This is a genomic window from Actinomyces sp. ICM47 (assembly GCF_905369875.1).
Classification (GTDB): Bacteria; Actinomycetota; Actinomycetes; order Actinomycetales; family Actinomycetaceae; genus Pauljensenia.
Genome location: NZ_CAJPJE010000003.1, coordinates 22,009 through 38,936 on the forward strand (window position 1 = coordinate 22,009; position 16,928 = coordinate 38,936).

At 64.1% G+C, this 16,928-nt stretch carries 16 protein-coding genes; 12 read left to right on the forward strand and 4 right to left on the reverse strand.

Annotated features, from left to right (window positions below):
- Positions 1-175 precede the first annotated feature (175 nt).
- Positions 176-1,387 carry an extracellular solute-binding protein gene (locus QZ149_RS01140; protein ID WP_291448901.1) on the reverse strand — a complete coding sequence of 404 codons (1,212 nt, stop codon included), beginning with the start codon at positions 1,385-1,387 and terminating at the stop codon, positions 176-178.
- A gap of 164 nt (positions 1,388-1,551) precedes the next feature.
- Here QZ149_RS01140 and QZ149_RS01145 point away from each other — a divergent pair, with 164 nt between their 5' ends.
- The 6 genes from QZ149_RS01145 (at position 1,552) to QZ149_RS01170 (ending at position 6,496) form a co-directional block, all read left to right on the forward strand.
- The gene (locus tag QZ149_RS01145) at positions 1,552-2,568 is read left to right on the forward strand and encodes a LacI family DNA-binding transcriptional regulator (RefSeq protein WP_291448904.1); all 1,017 of its coding nucleotides are present in this window, start codon (positions 1,552-1,554) and stop codon (positions 2,566-2,568) included.
- 64 nt (positions 2,569-2,632) lie between these two features.
- Positions 2,633-3,691: a metal ABC transporter substrate-binding protein gene (locus tag QZ149_RS01150; RefSeq protein WP_366488030.1), complete on the forward strand. Its 1,059-nt coding sequence runs from the start codon at positions 2,633-2,635 to the stop codon at positions 3,689-3,691.
- On the forward strand, positions 3,688-4,533 hold the full coding sequence (locus QZ149_RS01155; protein WP_291448910.1) for a metal ABC transporter ATP-binding protein: 846 nt from the start codon (positions 3,688-3,690) through the stop codon (positions 4,531-4,533). The genes QZ149_RS01150 and QZ149_RS01155 overlap by 4 nt, the downstream gene beginning before the upstream one ends.
- On the forward strand, positions 4,526-5,440 hold the full coding sequence (locus QZ149_RS01160) for a metal ABC transporter permease (RefSeq protein WP_291448913.1): 915 nt from the start codon (positions 4,526-4,528) through the stop codon (positions 5,438-5,440). Before QZ149_RS01155 ends, QZ149_RS01160 begins: the two co-directional genes overlap by 8 nt.
- 25 nt (positions 5,441-5,465) lie before the next feature.
- Complete coding sequence (locus QZ149_RS01165) at positions 5,466-5,864, forward strand: Fur family transcriptional regulator (RefSeq protein ID WP_291448916.1); 399 nt, start codon at positions 5,466-5,468, stop codon at positions 5,862-5,864.
- An 89-nt stretch (positions 5,865-5,953) separates the two neighbouring features.
- Entirely contained in the window at positions 5,954-6,496 is a 543-nt protein-coding gene (locus tag QZ149_RS01170; protein WP_291448919.1) for a hypothetical protein, read from the forward strand.
- Here QZ149_RS01170 and uppS read toward each other — a convergent pair.
- Complete coding sequence (gene uppS, locus QZ149_RS01175; RefSeq protein WP_291448921.1) at positions 6,493-7,317, reverse strand: polyprenyl diphosphate synthase; 825 nt, start codon at positions 7,315-7,317, stop codon at positions 6,493-6,495. The genes QZ149_RS01170 and uppS overlap by 4 nt on opposite strands.
- Positions 7,314-8,051 (reverse strand): DNA repair protein RecO, encoded by a 738-nt coding sequence (gene recO, locus QZ149_RS01180; protein ID WP_291449028.1) that lies wholly within the window; start codon positions 8,049-8,051, stop codon positions 7,314-7,316. The genes uppS and recO overlap by 4 nt, the downstream gene beginning before the upstream one ends.
- 241 nt (positions 8,052-8,292) lie before the next feature.
- Here recO and QZ149_RS01185 point away from each other — a divergent pair, with 241 nt between their 5' ends.
- Together QZ149_RS01185 and QZ149_RS01190 are read left to right on the forward strand one after the other, a co-directional pair.
- Positions 8,293-8,832 carry a TetR/AcrR family transcriptional regulator gene (locus QZ149_RS01185; protein ID WP_291448924.1) on the forward strand — a complete coding sequence of 180 codons (540 nt, stop codon included), beginning with the start codon at positions 8,293-8,295 and terminating at the stop codon, positions 8,830-8,832.
- A 400-nt stretch (positions 8,833-9,232) separates the two neighbouring features.
- The gene (locus QZ149_RS01190) at positions 9,233-9,817 is read left to right on the forward strand and encodes a TetR/AcrR family transcriptional regulator (protein WP_291448927.1); all 585 of its coding nucleotides are present in this window, start codon (positions 9,233-9,235) and stop codon (positions 9,815-9,817) included.
- Between the two features lie 62 nt (positions 9,818-9,879).
- Here QZ149_RS01190 and leuA read toward each other — a convergent pair whose 3' ends face one another.
- Complete coding sequence (leuA, locus tag QZ149_RS01195; RefSeq protein WP_291448930.1) at positions 9,880-11,634, reverse strand: 2-isopropylmalate synthase; 1,755 nt, start codon at positions 11,632-11,634, stop codon at positions 9,880-9,882.
- Positions 11,635-11,849: 215 nt separating this feature from the next.
- Between leuA and QZ149_RS01200 the strand changes: the two genes are divergently transcribed.
- The 4 genes from QZ149_RS01200 to QZ149_RS01215 all read left to right on the forward strand — a co-directional run bounded on the left by QZ149_RS01200 (position 11,850) and on the right by QZ149_RS01215 (position 16,927).
- Positions 11,850-13,511: an L-lactate permease gene (locus QZ149_RS01200; RefSeq protein WP_291448933.1), complete on the forward strand. Its 1,662-nt coding sequence runs from the start codon at positions 11,850-11,852 to the stop codon at positions 13,509-13,511.
- A 146-nt stretch (positions 13,512-13,657) separates the two neighbouring features.
- Positions 13,658-14,212: a hypothetical protein gene (locus QZ149_RS01205; protein ID WP_291448936.1), complete on the forward strand. Its 555-nt coding sequence runs from the start codon at positions 13,658-13,660 to the stop codon at positions 14,210-14,212.
- A gap of 311 nt (positions 14,213-14,523) precedes the next feature.
- The gene (locus tag QZ149_RS01210) at positions 14,524-15,321 is read left to right on the forward strand and encodes a (Fe-S)-binding protein (protein ID WP_009647401.1); all 798 of its coding nucleotides are present in this window, start codon (positions 14,524-14,526) and stop codon (positions 15,319-15,321) included.
- A 1-nt stretch (position 15,322) separates the two neighbouring features.
- Positions 15,323-16,927, forward strand: coding sequence for a LutB/LldF family L-lactate oxidation iron-sulfur protein (locus tag QZ149_RS01215; RefSeq protein ID WP_291448941.1), 1,605 nt, complete (start codon positions 15,323-15,325; stop codon positions 16,925-16,927).
- Position 16,928: the final 1 nt, after the last annotated feature.

A 16,928-nucleotide genomic window follows, 5' to 3' on the forward strand; every position in this document is an offset into this window, starting at 1 on the left:
AATCCGCCTGACGGCGGTCAAAAAGGGCACCGCAGGTGCCTGTGCGCCGACTTGCGGCGTTGAATATCGATGGGGCTCATGCCCGCCCGCAACGCCAATGGGGACGGGCGGGCATGAGCACTCCAGTGCGTCGAGGTGAGGTCTTGCTCGAGCGACTATCGCCGAGCGAGGGGACTCACTTGGAGGCGATGCTGCCTTCGATGTTGGTGACCATCATGGACCACAGAGCGTCAGGCGTATCCTTGCCGGTCACGATATCGGCCTCGGTCTGGCCCCAGAAGTTCCAGACGGTACCCATCGCAGGGATCGCGGGAGCGAGCGCGCCGCCCTCAGCAACCTTGGAGAAGTCCTTGATGTCCTGGTCATCGGAAGCAGCGGCAACCTCGGGCATCGCGGAGGCGCGGCCACCGAGCTTCTGCATCTCTTCCTGAGCCTTGGGGGTAGCCAGGTAGTTGAAGAACTGCTTGGCGGCAACCGGGTTGGCGGACTTGGCGCTCTGGTAGAACATCTGGACGCCAACGAAGGGTTGGGCGGCCTGCGAGCCGGCAGCGGGGACAGGCAGGACAGAGACCTTCATTCCGGCCGCGCGGAAGGCCGCGACGTTCCAGGGGCCGGTCACCGTGTAGGCCGCGGCACCGTCAAGGAACTTCTGTTTGGCAATGTCGCCGGTGATCGAGGGGGACACGATGCCCGCGTCGCCCTGAGCCTTCAGCCAGTTGGCGAACTCGGTGCCGCCGGAGCCGTTCATAGCCAGCTCGGCGGTGTACTCGCCCTCAGAGTTGGTCTTGAAAACGGGAGCGCCGAAGGAGGTCTGGAAAGCGTAGAAGTGGTACGGATCGCCCTTGTCGCCCATCTGGATGATGAAGGGGTACTCGGCACCCGACGCCTTGCCCGAGGAAATCAAGTCGTCGTAGGTGGTGGGAGTGTCGCTGGTCAGGGCGTCGTTACGAACCAGGGCGACAGACTCAACGGCGTAGGGAACACCGTAGGTCTGGCCGTTGTACGTCACGGCCTTGACGGCCACGTCGGAGAACTGGGACTTGGCTTCGCCCAGGTCGACGGGGGCGACGACACCGTTAGCGACGAGCGCACCGAGCTTGTCGTGTGCCATAACGATCAGGTCGGGGCCGTTTCCGGTGGGCACCTGGGTGGTGAACTCGGTGTCCATGTCAGCCTCGGACTTCTGAACAACATTGACAGCAACGCCCGTCTCGGCCGTGAAGTCACTGGCGAAAGTCTGGACCTGCGTGAAACGAGTGTCGTCCGCCCAGATCGTGAGGGTCGCCGTCGTGTCGTTGTCGGTCGCGGCCGGGGTGGTGTTGCCACTGCAAGCAGCCAGGGCGGTGACCGCCGCAAAGGCGCCGAGTGCTGCGATGCCACGTCGCATATTTACTCCTGTGTTGGTCGGGCTGGTCGCCTCCATCAGCGACCTGCTATTAGTCACTGTAATACGTCCGTTTTTGTTTCTGCAACAATTTTCCGAATTATGAACCAGCTGTTACATTGGTTATCGTCGAGTCGTGCGCACACACCCAAAGGAGAGCTGAGTCGATGACGAAAAACCGCACGAGTATGGCCGATATCGCCGCACACGCGGGCGTCTCGACGGCAACGGTCTCGCGCGTCTTTAACGGCGTCGGACAGGTCTCCGCAGACACGCGCCGCAAGGTCCTGACCGCGATTGACGAACTGGGATACGACCGCCCGACACCCGAACGTACCCCCGACACGCCGACGATTGGCATCATCGTCCCCGAGCTGACGAACCCGATCTTCGCCTCTTTTACCCATCACCTCCAGAAGGAGGTGTCGCGAGCAGGTGGTATTTCACTCATTCGGACGCAAACACCGGGTGCAACCTCGGAGTTCGACCACCTATCTTCTCTACTCGACCATCGTGTGAGCGGCCTCATTTTCGTATCCGGACGGCATGCTGACCTCCTGGCAGACCTTGGTCCCTATTTCAATGTGACACAGCACTCAATCCCTTTTGTGACCATCAATGGCGCACGTCCCGAGATTCCTGCCCCTGACTTTTCTACGGGCGACGCACTGGGAATCCGCGCGGCCGTCACCCACCTACACGAGCTCGGTCACACCCGTATCGCTCTCCTGGGCGGTCGCACCCACATCGTCCCCGCTCTGCGCAAGGCAGAGGCCTTCACACAGATCATGGGCGAGCTGATCGGTGACCACGCCCCCATCATCGAGGAAACCTTCTACACATACGAGGCCGCGGCAGCCCATACGGCCAGCCTGATCGAGCGCGGAGTTACAGCAATCATCACCGGGTCGGATCTACAGGCGCTCGGCGCAATCCGAACGATCACCTCCATGGGACTGTCGGTCCCGGATGACATCTCCATCATCGGTTTCGACGATACCTTCCTCATGTCCCGCCTCAGCCCGGGCCTGACCACCGTCCACCAGCCCGTCGCCTCGATCGTTTCCGCCGCCGTACGCAATCTTTTCGAGGCCTTGGCCACACCCAACTCCGCCCCCATTCACGAGGATTACGTCTTTTCGCCCGACCTAGTCGTGCGCGGAACGACCGCGCACGCGCGCTAAAGCCCTGATCAGACAAGTTCGCTCTCCGAGAATGACTTGACAATCATTCTCACTAGGTCAGAGAATGATTCTCATGTTGAAAAGAATCCTCGTCGCCGCATGTGCGGCAGCTACAGCGCTCGCTCTGTCCGCTTGCTCCCCCTCCGCCTCGACCGGCGACAAGACCAGCAAAGCCAGCAAGGACGGCACCCTGACCGTCATGGCTTCCTTCTATCCCCTGAAGTACCTGACTGAGAAGGTTGGCGGTGAGCACGTCACCGTCACCTCGCTGACCCCGGACGGTGCCGAGCCTCACGACCTTGAACTCTCGCCCAAGATGGTCGACTCCCTGGCCTCCGCCGACGCGGTGGTCTACCTGGCCGGCTTCCAGGGCGCGGTCGATGAAGCCATCGAGCAGCATGCCCCCACAACCGTCATTGATGTGTCCTCCGCTGCCCAGCTGGTTGCGATCGACTCGACGTCCAACCATCCGGGCGAGGACGAGGGCACCGACGAGGCCCAGTCCGGCGAAGCTCAGTCCGGCAAAGCCCAGTCTGGGGAGGCCGCCGACCACGAGCACGAGGGCCACGACCATGAGCACGCCGACCACGACCACCACCACGACATGAGCATGGACCCGCACTTCTGGCTCGACCCGGCGCGTATGGCCAATGCCGCAACCCTGGTGGGCGACAAGCTCGCTGAGGCCGATCCGACCAACGCCGAGACCTACAAGGCCAACGCACAGGCCCTGAACAAGGAACTCACCTCCCTGGGCGACAACCTCGTCACGAAGACCTCGACCTGCCAGATTAAGACCTTCGTCACCGCGCACACCGCCTTCGGCTACCTCGCCGACCGCACCGGCCTGACCCAGGTGGGCATCTCGGGCCTCGACCCTGAGTCCTCCCCCTCCCCCGCACGCCTGGCCGAGATCGGCAAGATTGCCAAGGATCAGGGCGTGACGACCATCTTCACCGAGGCCCTCATTGACCCCAAGATCGCGCAGACCCTGGCCGATGACCTCGGAATCTCCACGGCCGTCCTGGATCCGATCGAGTCCCAGACCGACTCTTCCAAGGACTACGCCGCAGTCATGAACGACAACATTGACGCCCTGACGAAAGCCAACAACTGCCAGTGATCACGACTGACACCACCACGACGGCGGGAGCCTCCCAGGCGGAGACGACCGCCGTCGTGCGTCTCGATAATCTGCATGTGGCCTGGGATACGGACCTGATCCTTCACGGGATCTCCCTGTCTATTCCCGCCGGCCAGACCGTTGCCATCACCGGTTCGAACGGGTCGGGCAAGTCCACGACGCTCAAGGCCATCCTGGGCACCGCCCCCATCACGAGCGGTGATGCCCTCCTCTTCGGCCGCTCGATCACCGCCCGAGGCCGCGTGCCCTGGAAGAAGATCGGCTACGTGCCCCAGCGCATCTCTTCGGGAGGTGCTATCAGCGCCAGCGCAATTGAGGTCGTGCGCTCCGGTCTCCTTGGCCCGACACGCCTGTGGGCGTTGCCCGGCGACACCGCCCGCGCGATGGAGGCGCTTGAGCGCGTCGGCATGGCCCACCGCGCCCACTCCCCCATGAATATCCTGTCGGGCGGCCAGGCTCAGCGCGTCCTCATCGCGCGCGCCCTCGTGCGCCGTCCCGAGCTGCTCATCATGGATGAACCGATGGCCGGGATCGACGCCGCCTCCCGCGCGCGCCTGGCGTCAATCGTCGCCGACGCGAAGGCAGAGGGCACGACGATCCTCATCGTCCTACACGAGCTGGGCGAACTCGGCCCTCTCCTCGACCGCGAGCTGCACATCAGCGCCGGGCACGTCTCCTACGACGGCCCTCCCCATATTGAGGATGACCACGAACAGCACCACGGAGGAGGCAACCACTGCCCTCCCTCTGAGGCCACTGCTCCCTCACAGGGCGACCAAGGCCTCGTCAGCGGAATCTGGACGGGAGAGACGCATGATTGACGCCGTGACCACCCTTCTTTCTTCCCAGATGATGCAGCGTTCCCTCCTGGCCGCGCTCATCGTCGGGCTGACTGCACCGATCATCGGCACGTATCTGGTACACCGCAGGCTCGCGATGCTCGGCGACGGCATCGGGCACATTTCTCTGACCGGTGTTGCGCTCGGCTGGTTGGTCGGCACGTTCGCGAACGTATCCCCGGCAGACTCGTGGGCTGTCCCGGGCGCAGTGATCATCTCCCTGCTGGGTGCGATCATGATTGAGCTGGTCCGCCAGAGCGGACGCACGTCGGGCGACACTGCGCTGGCGATGCTCTTTTACGGCGGCATCGCGGGAGGCGTGCTGCTCATCGGCCTGGCGGGCGGCACATCCGCCCAGCTCAACTCCTATCTCTTCGGATCAATCTCGACTGTGCGCTGGAGCGACATCTCGCTCATCACGATCCTGGGACTCGCGATCATCGTGCTCGGCGTGGGCCTGGCACCCGCCCTCTTCTCCGTGACCAACGACGAGGACTTTGCGCGCTCGACAGGTCTGCCCGTGCGCACGCTTTCCCTCCTCATCGCGATTCTGTCGGCCCTGACCGTGGCGGTCGCGATGCGCGTCGTCGGCTCGCTCCTGGTGAGTGCACTCATGGTCATTCCCGTTGCCATCGCGCAGCTGGGGGCGCGGTCGTTCCGCTCAACCATGGGCATCGCCATGGTGCTCGGCGTCCTCATCTGCACCTGCGGCCTGTCCCTGACCTACTTCATCGACCTGTCCCCCGGCGCGACCATCGTTGTCGGTGCCATCGGACTGTACGCGGTCGGGTTTATGATCAGGGCAGTCGTGGACCGCATTCGCCGGGTGCGCCGACTGCGCGTGGCTCGCACACACAACCAGCACCCCGAGCAGGCGGTCACCCACTAAATTCGCCACCACGTAAGGACCACACATGCAGCGCATGACCAAGCAACGCCAGGCCGTCTTGGACGAGCTGACGCGCGTGACTGACTTCCGCAGCGCCCAGCAGATCTTCGAGGACCTGCACTCCCAGGGCCATCGCGTGGGCCTTGCGACGGTCTACCGCTCACTGCAGGGACTCGCCGAGGACGGGCGCGTCGACACGCTGCGCTCCTCCGACGGCGAGTCCCTGTATCGCACCTGCACGAGCAACCATCATCACCACCACCTGGTGTGTCGCGAGTGCGGCTTCACCGAAGAAATCGAGCAGTCTCAGATCGAGTCGTGGGTGACCAGCGTCGCGCGGGCTCACGGATTCGCGGGCGTCGAGCATTCCCTGGAACTCTTCGGCACCTGTTCCTCGTGCCAGGCCAAGGCCGCCACGCACTAGGGGTGCCCAGGCGGCAGCAGGGGATTCCCTCCACACTGCTCGATAGGTTAGGATAACCTACGTTTCATTGTGTATCCGATGGAGGGTTCGTGCACACCGCAGGAATCGACAACATGGTCCCTGAATTCGCCCGCGAGGGGATCTTCCTCTTCGTTTTTCTGTTCGGGGTCGTTTTCTTCCGCGCCCAGTCAACCTACTGGCTTGCGCGCGGCGTTGCCTCCGGCGCGATGCGTGCCTCGGGACGCACCGGATTCCTGGGGGCCATGGCCCGCTGGTTTGACGGCCCGGTTCCCCGCAAGGGCGCGGCTTTGCTCGACAAGTGGGGCATTATCGCAATCCCCCTGTGTTTTCTGACGGTCGGCATTCAGACCGCGGTGAACGCGGGCGCGGGGCTGGTGCGCATGCGCTGGAGCACCTACACGTTCGCAATGATCCCCGGGTGCGTTCTATGGGCGCTACTTTACGGCCTCGGCATGCTTGCGGTGTTCGCCGCGGCGGTCCGAGCGATTGCCGGATCCCCGTGGGGGTGGGCCGGCCTGGCGCTCATCATTGGTCTCATCACCGCCAAGGTCGTGTGGGGCCACCGTAAGCGCGCCGCCGTCGACCACTCATTGGCCAAGGACCGCAACTAAGACTGCGCGACGCGATCAATCGCCCCGCCGAAGCGGCGATCACGTCCCGCGAACTCCTCCAGGCAGCCCCACAGCTCCTCGCGGTCGAATGCGGGCCAGGGAGTATCGACGAACATCATCTCCGCGTAGGCCATCTGCCACAGCAGATAGTTGGACAGGCGCTGCTCCCCCGACGTGCGGATCATAAGGTCCACATCGGGGACGTCGGGCAGGTACAGGTGGCGCGCGAAGGTCTTTTCGTTGACGCCGCGCGGACTCAGGCGTCCCGCAGCCACGCCCTCGGCGATGGATCGCGCGGCATCGGCCAGCTCAGCGCGCCCACCGTAGTTGACGCACATGATCAGGTCCAGAGTCTTGCAATGAGCAGTCGCTCGGTCAGCCTTTTCCAACGCCTTGATCACGCTCGTCCACAGGCGCGGGCGGCGTCCGCTCCAGCGCACGTGCACGCCCCACTGTGCCAGCTGGCCGGTGCGCCGTGCGAGTACGTCGGAGGCGTAGTTCATGATGAAGGAGACCTCGGCGGGCGATCGCTTCCAATTCTCTGTCGAGAAGGTGTAGACGCTCAGGTAGCGCACGCCCGCGTCGATTGCACCCGCGATGGTGTCCATAAGCGCATACTCCCCCGCCCGGTGGCCCTCGGTGCGGGTCAGGCCGCGCGAGTTCGCCCAGCGCCCGTTTCCGTCCATGATGAGGGCGACGTGTGCGGGGACTTCGCCGCGTCCGAAGGAGGGCGCATTCACGTGCCACTGGCCGGGTCCCAGCAGGGGTGCCGTGGGATCGCTGGGGGCGCGGTCCATGGGGGTGGGGCGATGGGTGGTCATTGGTGACTCCTGTCGATAACGGTCAGCGAGCGCAGGCGCCTCTCGAGATGCCATTGAGTATAGGAGGAGATGAGGCCCGAGGCCTCGGTGCACGCGTAGGCCTCGCAGCGGTCCGCACGCACCCAGTCGCCGCTGAGGAGTTGGCCGAGGAGTGCGACGGTGTCGGGCGCCGGGGAGGATGCGCCGGGCGGACGGCAGGTGTCGCAAACAGTGCCGCCGTCGGGGATCGAGAACGACCCATGCGGCCCCTGCGCACCGCATACAGCGCAGTCGAAGCAGGACGGTGCCCAGCCCGCCAGGGCGAGGGCTCGCAGCGTGTAGGAGGTACGGACGAGAGTGGGGTCGTGCCGGCCTCGCGCGAGCGCGTTGAGGGCACCGAGGAGCAGCAGGTATTGGGAGTGGGTGCCGTCTTGCGTGTCGGCGGTCAGCCGCTGCGCGGTTTCGACGACGACGGTTGCCGCCAGGTAGAGGTCGTAGTCGGCGGCGATGGCGTCGCCGTATTGGGCGATGGAGGTGACCTGAGTGAGGGTGTCGAGGGTGCGCCCGATGTAGAGCTGTGCGTCGATGACGGAGAAGGGTTCGACGCGCGCACCGAACTTCGAGGTCGTCTTGCGTACGCCCTTGGCGACGGCGCGGACTTGACCGTGTTCGGCAGTGAGCAGGGTGATGATGCGGTCGGCTTCGCCCAGCTTGTGGGTGCGCAGGACGATCGCCTCGTCTCGATAGGACTTCATCACGGACACATTGTGTCACGGGTACGAGGCCGGGGTTGCCTCGCGCTCGGGGCGTCGCGATTGGCGAAATTCCTTGTGAAGTGTGGTGTCAGAATCGCCGACAAGTCTATCTGTGGGCGTTGTCAACAAAGTATGAGAAACTGACAGCGTGGTCGGTCTAACACCTTTAAGGTAGTTTTCGGGTAGATAGTTTTCTCGTAAGTGGTATGGTTTACTCGTAACCGTCGAAGGAAGGAAAGATATGGCTCCCCCGATTGATGCCCGTGAAAAGCTTGGCACTGCGCTGCGTCAGGCCCTGACGCAAATGCCACTGTCAAAGATCTCTGTCAGCGCACTGACACGCGCTGCGGGGGTTACCCGTCAAGCGTTCTACTACCACTTCAGCTCGCTCAACGACCTCAATTCCTGGGTTTTCCGCGAGGAGGTCACAGCTCGCCTGACCACCGGTTCGGGAGAATGGCTTGATGCCATCGAGACGACGATGATGTGGATGCATGAGCATCGTGATGAAACCGCCTCCGCAATGAAGACCATCGAACCGAACGACCTGTGGGCCTTCTTTGCCTCGCACATCCAGGAACTCATCGAGTCTCGCCTGCCCGGCACAGCCACGGCCACCGCGCGCGACGTCGTCGCTCAGCACTTTGCCCTGGCAACCACCGCCCATATGGCCCAGTGGATGCTCTCCGGCCTGGAGGTCAACCCCTCGCTGGCGATCGCTCGCATGCGCGTCCTCATGACCGACCAAACCACCCCGGCTCTGGCGCGCCTGGCACAGTAACGCGGACCTCCCACCGACCGCGCGAAGGTGCACAGCTTGCCTCACCCCGGCCTCGTCCTCATCGACGAGGCCGGGATTCTTTCTACACACCTCCCCCACACTCCCCTGTGACGACAACCCCTGCATCGTAACCTGACCACAGAAGCAAGGAAGTGTCACAACAACGACCCCACACACCACGCATGACACAGCGGCAAACCTTTACTACAATGCCAAATGTAACTTCTTGATTACGGTCAGAACATGGTGTCAAAATACAAAATGTGCGGCGTATTCACGTGTAAGAGAGGACACGCTACCCAAACAGGCAACTGTGTCTAGACGCGGGATCTAGCGGTTCCGCATTCCGACATGTACAGTCCGCACGTAACCTCTCTTTTACCGCTGACGAGGACTTCTGATGCCCCACACTGATGCCAAAACGGCACTCGCGCGCGCCTTACGCGACGCGCTGACAACCACACCCCTGTCTAAGGTGACAGTCTCCGGTCTCACGCGCGCCGCCGGCGTGACCCGTCAGGCCTTTTATTATCATTTTTCCGACATTCGCGACCTGACCGTGTGGGTCTTTAAGCGCGAGGTCGGCAACCAGGTCGCCGCCCACTCCACCTACGACGAATGGTCCGACGGGCTGCTCGCCATGCTCGTGTGGATGCAGTCCCACCCGGAGGAGACCCGCTCGGTCCTCTCCTCGCTCGGCATGGAGGAATTCCAGATCTTCCTCTACAAGCAGCTGCACTCCGTCATGGAACCCGTCGTTGACGAGCTGAGCCAAGACCTGCGAGTCACCGAGGGCGACCGCGTGTTCATCGCCGACCACTTCACGCTCTGCATGCTCGGACACGTCAGCCAGTGGCTGGCTTCCGGCATGACTTCCGACCCCTATATCCTCACAGAGAGGATCTCCCGCATCCTCGACGGCCAGGTACTGCACGCGCTCACCATATTCACGCAGAAGCCAACCATGACCTCGGCACGCGCCTGACGCGCAGCAAAACACCGGCCTCGCCCATTGGGACGAGGCCGGTGTTTCCTCTGTCGATGCGCTCAGCGCAAAGCGCGGTTGACCGCCGAAATAACAGCCTTGTACGAGGCGCGCGTGATCGAGGAGTCGATACCGACACCCCACACGATCTGGCCATCTACGGCCGCCTCCACGTAGGCGGCGGCGCGCGCGTCGCGGCCCTGGCTCATCGCATGCTCGGAGTAGTCGAGGATACGCACGTCCAGGTCGAACTCGTGCAGCGCCGAGACGAAGGCGTCGATCGGACCCGTACCCACCGCCTGGACCTTCACGGACTCGCCACCGTCGAAGAGCGTCGCATTGAGTTCGACGTGCTCATCATCGATAGAAGACACCTGCGAAGAGCGCATTTCGAAACGGCCCCACGGCTCCAGGCCGGGAGCGGCGCTGGTGGGCAGGTACTCGTCCGCGAAGATCTTCCACAGCGTTGCCGCGTTGATCTCGCCGCCATAGGTGTCCGTGTGACGCTGAACGATGCGGGAGAACTCCACCTGCAGGCGACGCGGAAGCTCCAGGGAGTGCGCGGTCGACATGAGGTAGGCGACGCCCCCCTTGCCGGACTGCGAATTCACGCGCACCACGGCCTCGTAGGAGCGGCCCACGTCGTGCGGGTCGATCGGCAGGTAGGGCAGCTCCCACACGACAGCGTTCTCGTCGCCACCGGCCGCATCCACCTTCGTCTTGCGGGCCGCGAAACCCTTCTTGATCGCGTCCTGGTGCGAGCCGGAGAAACTCGTGTAGACGAGGTCGCCGACGTAGGGGGCGCGCGGAGAGGTCTCCATCTGCGTGCAGTACTCGACCGTCCGACGGATCGCGTCCACGTCCGAGAAGTCGATGCCCGGATCGATGCCCTGGCTGAACAGGTTCAGACCCAGCGTCACCAGGTCGACGTTCCCGGTGCGCTCGCCCTGGCCCAGCAGGCAGCCCTCGATGCGATCCGCTCCCGCCAGGAGTGCCAGCTCCGCCGTGGCCACGCCGGTGCCTCGATCGTTGTGGGGGTGAACGGACAGAGCGATGTACTCGCGGCGGCTCAGGTTGCGGCTCATCCACTCGATCTGGTCGGCGAAGACATTCGGCGTTGCGCGCTCGACCGTGGAGGGCAGGTTCAGGATGATCTCGCGCCCCTCGCCCGGCTCCCACACATCCATGACCGACTCGCACACCTCGAGGGCGAAGTCCAGCTCCGTGTCGACAAAAATCTCCGGGGAGTACTCGAAGCCGAAAATCGTGTCATCCCCGAGGCGCTTCTCCGCCTGAGCGATGACCTCGCGCGCACCGAACTGGGCCAGCTCAATCGTCTGCGCCTTGTCCGCACGGAAGACCACTTCGCGGAACACGGGGGCGGTCGCGTTGTACAGGTGAACGGTGGCGCGCGGGAAGCCGACCATGGCCTCGACAGTGCGCTCGATCAGCTCGGGGCGCGACTGGGTCAGCACCGAGATCGTGACGTCCTCGGGCACCGCGTCATCCTCGATCAGCGAACGCACGAAGTCAAAATCGGTCTGCGAGGCCGAGGGGAAACCGATCTCGATCTCCTTGTAGCCCAGCTTGATGAGCAGGTCGAACATGTGGCGCTTGCGAGCCGGGTCCATCGGCTCAATGAGGGCTTGGTTGCCATCGCGCAGGTCGGTGGACATCCAGCGCGGCGCCTTCGTGATGTGCTTGGAGGGCCACTGGCGATCCGACAGGTCGATCGGATTCGTATCCAGGAACGCACGGTACTTGCCAATAGGCATGCGCGAGCCGGTGGGAACGGGAACGTCAGATGTAGTCTTCACACTTCGTAGTCTATCGACGCTCCTGGTGACGTGAGAGAGGGCTGCACATACTGGACGTGAGATGCGGCGCGACGATCCGACGACGCATCACCAAGACACGTCGGATGCGTCAAGGACCAACGGCCTGAAAATCCGCACCAACATTCGTCAATCGCGCCATTCATATGCCATGATAAATGGGTCCAATGTCCCACTCAGCGATGCGCGGAGCAGTCATGACCCCCCTGTTGTTAGCCCAATCCTTTACCCCCTCGACGACGTCGGTCGCGGGCAACGTCTTCCTGACGGCCATCGTCGGCCTCCTCCCTCTCATCCTCTTCTTCGTTCTCATGGGCGTGTTCAAGGTCGCCACCCATTGGTGCGCGATCATCTCACTCGTCACGTCCCTCGTCATCGCGGTCCTCGCGTTCAAGATGCCCATCGGCATGGCGCTCCTGGCCGGTACGCAGGGCGCGGCCATGGGTTTCATGCCCATCATCTACATCATCATCGCAGCCGTATGGCTCTACAACCTCACGGAGAAGTCCGGCCGATCGTCCGATCTCAAGGCCGTGTTCAACACGATCGGTCGCGGCGACCAGCGCGCCCAGGCACTCCTCGTCGCCTGGTGCTTCTGCGGCCTGCTCGAGGGCTTGGCTGGCTTCGGCGCGCCCGTGGCCATCACCTGCGCCATGCTCGTGACCCTGGGCGTCCCGAAGATCAAGGCAGCCGTCGTCACCGTCGTCGGCAACGCTATCAACGTCGGCTTCGGCGCTATGGCCATCCCCACGACGACCGCCGGCAAGCTCGGTGGCGCTGAACCCGTCATCGTCGCAGGCGACATGGGCCACCTGACCTGGATCTTCTGTCTGTTCATCCCGTTCCTGATGCTGTTCATCCTGGACGGCGGGCGCGGCGTGCGCCAGCTCTGGCCCCTCGCCCTCGTCGCGGGTGCCGCAGCCGGCGTCGGCCACTTCTTCACCCCCTCCGTTTCCTACGAGCTGACCGCGGTCGTCGCCTCCCTCCTCGGCTTCGCCGCCTGCTATGTCTTCCTCCTCTTCTGGGGTCCCACGACCCCCGAGGAATTCGCCACGACGACCGACGAATCCGACAAGCCCACCGGGTCGCGCATCGGCCTGGCCCTGCTGCCCTACGTCCTCGTCGTCGTTATCATCGCGATCACGAAGCTGGCCAAGCCCGTCGCTGCTTTCTTCTCCTCCACGGATGTCAAGATCCACTGGCCCGGCGTCTACGGCAACCTGCTGACCGCCGACGGTACCCCCTCAAGCGCCGCGATCTACTCGCTGTCGATCCTGTCCAACCCCGGCACCTGGATCTTCGTCACCGGCATCATCGTCGCCATCGTGTACGGCACGAACTCCTCGAACGGTCGCTTCCAGACCTCCGTGGGTGAGATGTTCACGGTCCTGCCGCGCACCATCTACTCGCTGCGCATGGCGATCCTGACGATTGCCTCTGTCATGGCGCTGGCCTTCGTCATGAACTTCTCGGGCCAGACCACCTCCATCGGTGCCGCCCTGGCGACGACGGGTGCTGCTTTCGCCTTCCTCTCCCCCATCCTGGGCTGGATCGGCACGGCCGTCGCCGGCTCCGCGACCTCGGCGGGCGCGCTCTTCGCGAACCTGCAGTCCACCGCTGCTGCGGGTGCGGGCCTCGACCCATCCATCCTGCTGGCCGCCAACACCATCGGCGGTGGCATCGGCAAGATCGTGTCCCCGCAAAACCTGGCGATTGCCGCTACCTCCGTCGATTCGGAGGGTTCGGACGCGGAGATCCTCAAGAAGGCCGCTCCGTACTCGATTGGCCTGCTCCTGGTGCTGTGCGTCCTGGTGTTCGTCGCCTCCCAGGGGTGGCTGGGTTCCTACATGCCGCACTAATTCCCGTCATTGTGTGCGGTGGGGCCCGGCAGACGCGCGTCTGCCGGGCCCCACTTATTTGCGTGCACGTTGCGCACGCTTGTAGCCTCGACGCACTGAATGCCGCAACGACGCCCGTTGCGTCCCTCCGTCAGGAAGGCCCTCCGATGAAGATTCCCCTGCGTTTACTGACCGCGTTCGCAGCAGTCGCGGCTCTCACCGCCGCCTGCAACCCCTTCGGCTCACCATCCTCACGTGAGCGCCTCCTCGAGGATCCCCGCTTCGCGGAATTCACCTACACAACCGACGGGGAGATCAAGGTCCAGGAGCGCACCGATTCCTTCAACGTGCGCATGCCCACCATGGGCGCGACCGAGGGACACGTCGCGGCGGCCAACTTCCCTGAGGGACGCGGACTGCCCTCCCCCGACCACCACTTCTGGGTGACCGGCGTCGCGACCGTCCGCGCCGACACGATCCAGATGCTCACGGACGGCGCAGACGGGAACAACTCCCTCCTGCCCGGCATCTACCCGGGCCTCTACCAGTACGTGCCGAAGGACTGCCACTTCTACACGGTCCCCTCCGATCACGCGAACGATATTCTCAACACGAAGGCGAACGACATCTACTCCGACTGGGGGTCGTTCACCATCACTGGCTTCGCGGCGTCTGCCGACTGCAACCTCATTATCGTCACCGGTGAGGGCACCACCGGCTGACCGCGCCGCGCCCACGATTGCCTGCCCCGGCCTCGTTCATGCCCCCTCCATGAACGAGGCCGGGGTTACTGCACGCGGTCATGCGACGAGAGACAAACGATAAACGCAAGATCACCTTGTTCTAAGTCGGGTCCCAGAGGTCCTAGATGACCTGTTTGACGGCGATTTTCAACGGACTATTTACAACGACTTTTCCGCATATTTCCGCCACTCTCACAGGTAACTTCGCGGGGACCCCACAGAATCGTTCTCCTGGGACCTCAGACCCAGTCATACTAATGGGCGACAGCACCCACGAGGAAGGATCCCCAGTGCGAATCGCTCTCTTTTCCACTTGCCTGGCAGACGTCATGTTCCCCCAGGCCGCCCAGGCGACAGTAACGCTGCTCGAGCGCCTCGGCCACGAAGTCGTCTTCCCTGAAGGCCAGGTGTGCTGCGGACAGATGCACGCCAACACCGGCTACTTCGAAGACGCAGCCAAGATCACCCGCAACCATGTCAAGGCCTTCGAGCCCGTGCTCGACGGCGAGTGGGACGCCATCGTCGTCCCCTCCGGCTCCTGCACCGGTGCAGTGCGCCACGAGCAGAAGGTCGTCGCCGAGCACGTGGGTGACCACGAGCTGGCCAAGCAGTCCCAGCGCATCGCCGCGCACACCTACGACCTGACCGAGCTCCTCACCGACGTTCTCGGCCTGGAGGATGTGGGCGCTTACTTCCCCCACACCGTCACCTACCACCCGACCTGCCACTCGCTGCGTATCGCCAAGGTCGGCGATCGCCCCTACCGCCTCCTGCGCGCCGTCGAGGGCCTGACCCTCGTCGACCTGCCCGACGCCGAGGTCTGCTGCGGTTTCGGTGGCACCTTCGCCATGAAGAACTCCGAGACCTCCACCTCCATGCTCGCGGACAAGGTCACCAACGTCATGTCCACGCGCGCCGAAGTCCTCGTCATGGGCGACTACTCCTGCCTCATGCACGTCGGCGGCGGCCTCTCCCGCCTCAACTCCGGCATCCGCCCCATGCACCTCGCCGAAATCCTGGCATCCACCAAGGACCAGCCCTTCGAGGGCAACATCTCCTTCGCACCCGAAAGCGCACAGGTGATCTGACATGACCGCAACGTTCATCGGAATGCCCTCCGCCCCCGAGTCGCACACCGGCGGCTGGCGCACCACCGTCACCATCCCCGAGGACACCCTCCGCTGGGGCACGACCTTCCCGGAAGGCGCCCACAAGACGCTGGCCAACACCCAGATGCGCCGCAACCTGGGCCACGCCACCCGCACGATCCGCTCTAAGCGCGCCCAGCGCGTCGCGGAAATGCCGGACTGGGAGGACCTGCGCAGCGCCGCCGAAGCCGTCAAGTTCGAGGTCGCCTCGCGCATGCCCGAGCTGCTCGAGGAGTTCGAGCGCAACGTGACCGCCCGCGGGGGTATCGTCCACTGGGCGCGCGACAAGCACGAGGCCAACCGCATCGTCGCGGACATCATCAAGTCCAAGGGCGTCACCGAGGTCGTCAAGGTCAAGTCCATGGCCACCCAGGAGACCAACCTCAACGAGTACCTGAAGGACCAGGGCATCAGCGCTCGCGAGACCGACCTCGCCGAGATGATCGTCCAGCTGGCTGACGACATGCCCAGCCACATCGTGGTCCCCGCCATCCACCGCAACCGCTCCGAGGTCCGCGGTATCTTCCTGGATCGCATGGAGGACGCGCCCCGTGACCTCTCCGACGACCCGACCGAACTGACGGCCGCCGCCCGCGCCCACCTGCGTAGGAAGTTCCTGCACGCCAAGGTCGCCGTGTCCGGCACCAACATGGGTATTGCGGAAACCGGCACCGTCTCCATCTTCGAGTCCGAGGGCAATGGCCGTATGTGCCTGACCCTGCCCGACACACTCATCACCCTGATGGGCATCGAGAAGCTGGTCCCCCGCTTCCAGGACGTGGAGATCTTCTCCCAGCTGCTCCCCCGCTCCGCGACCGGCGAGCGCATGAACCCCTACACCTCCATGTGGACGGGCGTCACCCCCGGCGATGGCCCGCAGGAGTTCCACCTGATCCTCATGGATAACGGCCGCACCAAGGTCCTCACCGACCCGATCGGCCGCCAGGCCCTCGCCTGCATCCGCTGCGGCTCCTGCATGAACATCTGCCCGGTCTACCAGCACACCTCCGGCCACGCCTACGGCTCCGTCTACCCGGGCCCCATCGGCGCGATCCTGACCCCGCAGCTCACCCAGGGCCTCGCCGAGGACGATCCGGTGCACACCCTGCCCTTCGCCTCCTCCCTGTGTGGCGCGTGTGGCGAAGTCTGCCCCGTCAAGATCGACATCCCGACGATCCTCATCCACATGCGAGCGCGCACGGTTGATGTCAAGCGCAACCTCGTGCCCGACGTGTGGGACCTCGCGCTGGGCATGGCCACGCCCGTCATGTCGAACTCGACGCTGTGGAAGATGGCGGGCACCGGCACGAAGGCCACCCGCCTGTTCGCCAAGAAGGGTGCCATCGGTGCACTGCCGTTCCCGGCCTCGCTGTGGACGCGCGCACGCGACCTGCCGGTCGCCCCGAAGGAGACCTTCCGTCAGTGGTGGAAGCGCACCCACAAGGACTCCGACGCCAATGCGCCGCGCACGGACCGCCCCGCTACAGGACTCCCGCTCGCTTCCGAACACGGCATGACCACCAACACGACCCCGAAGGAGGCGTGAC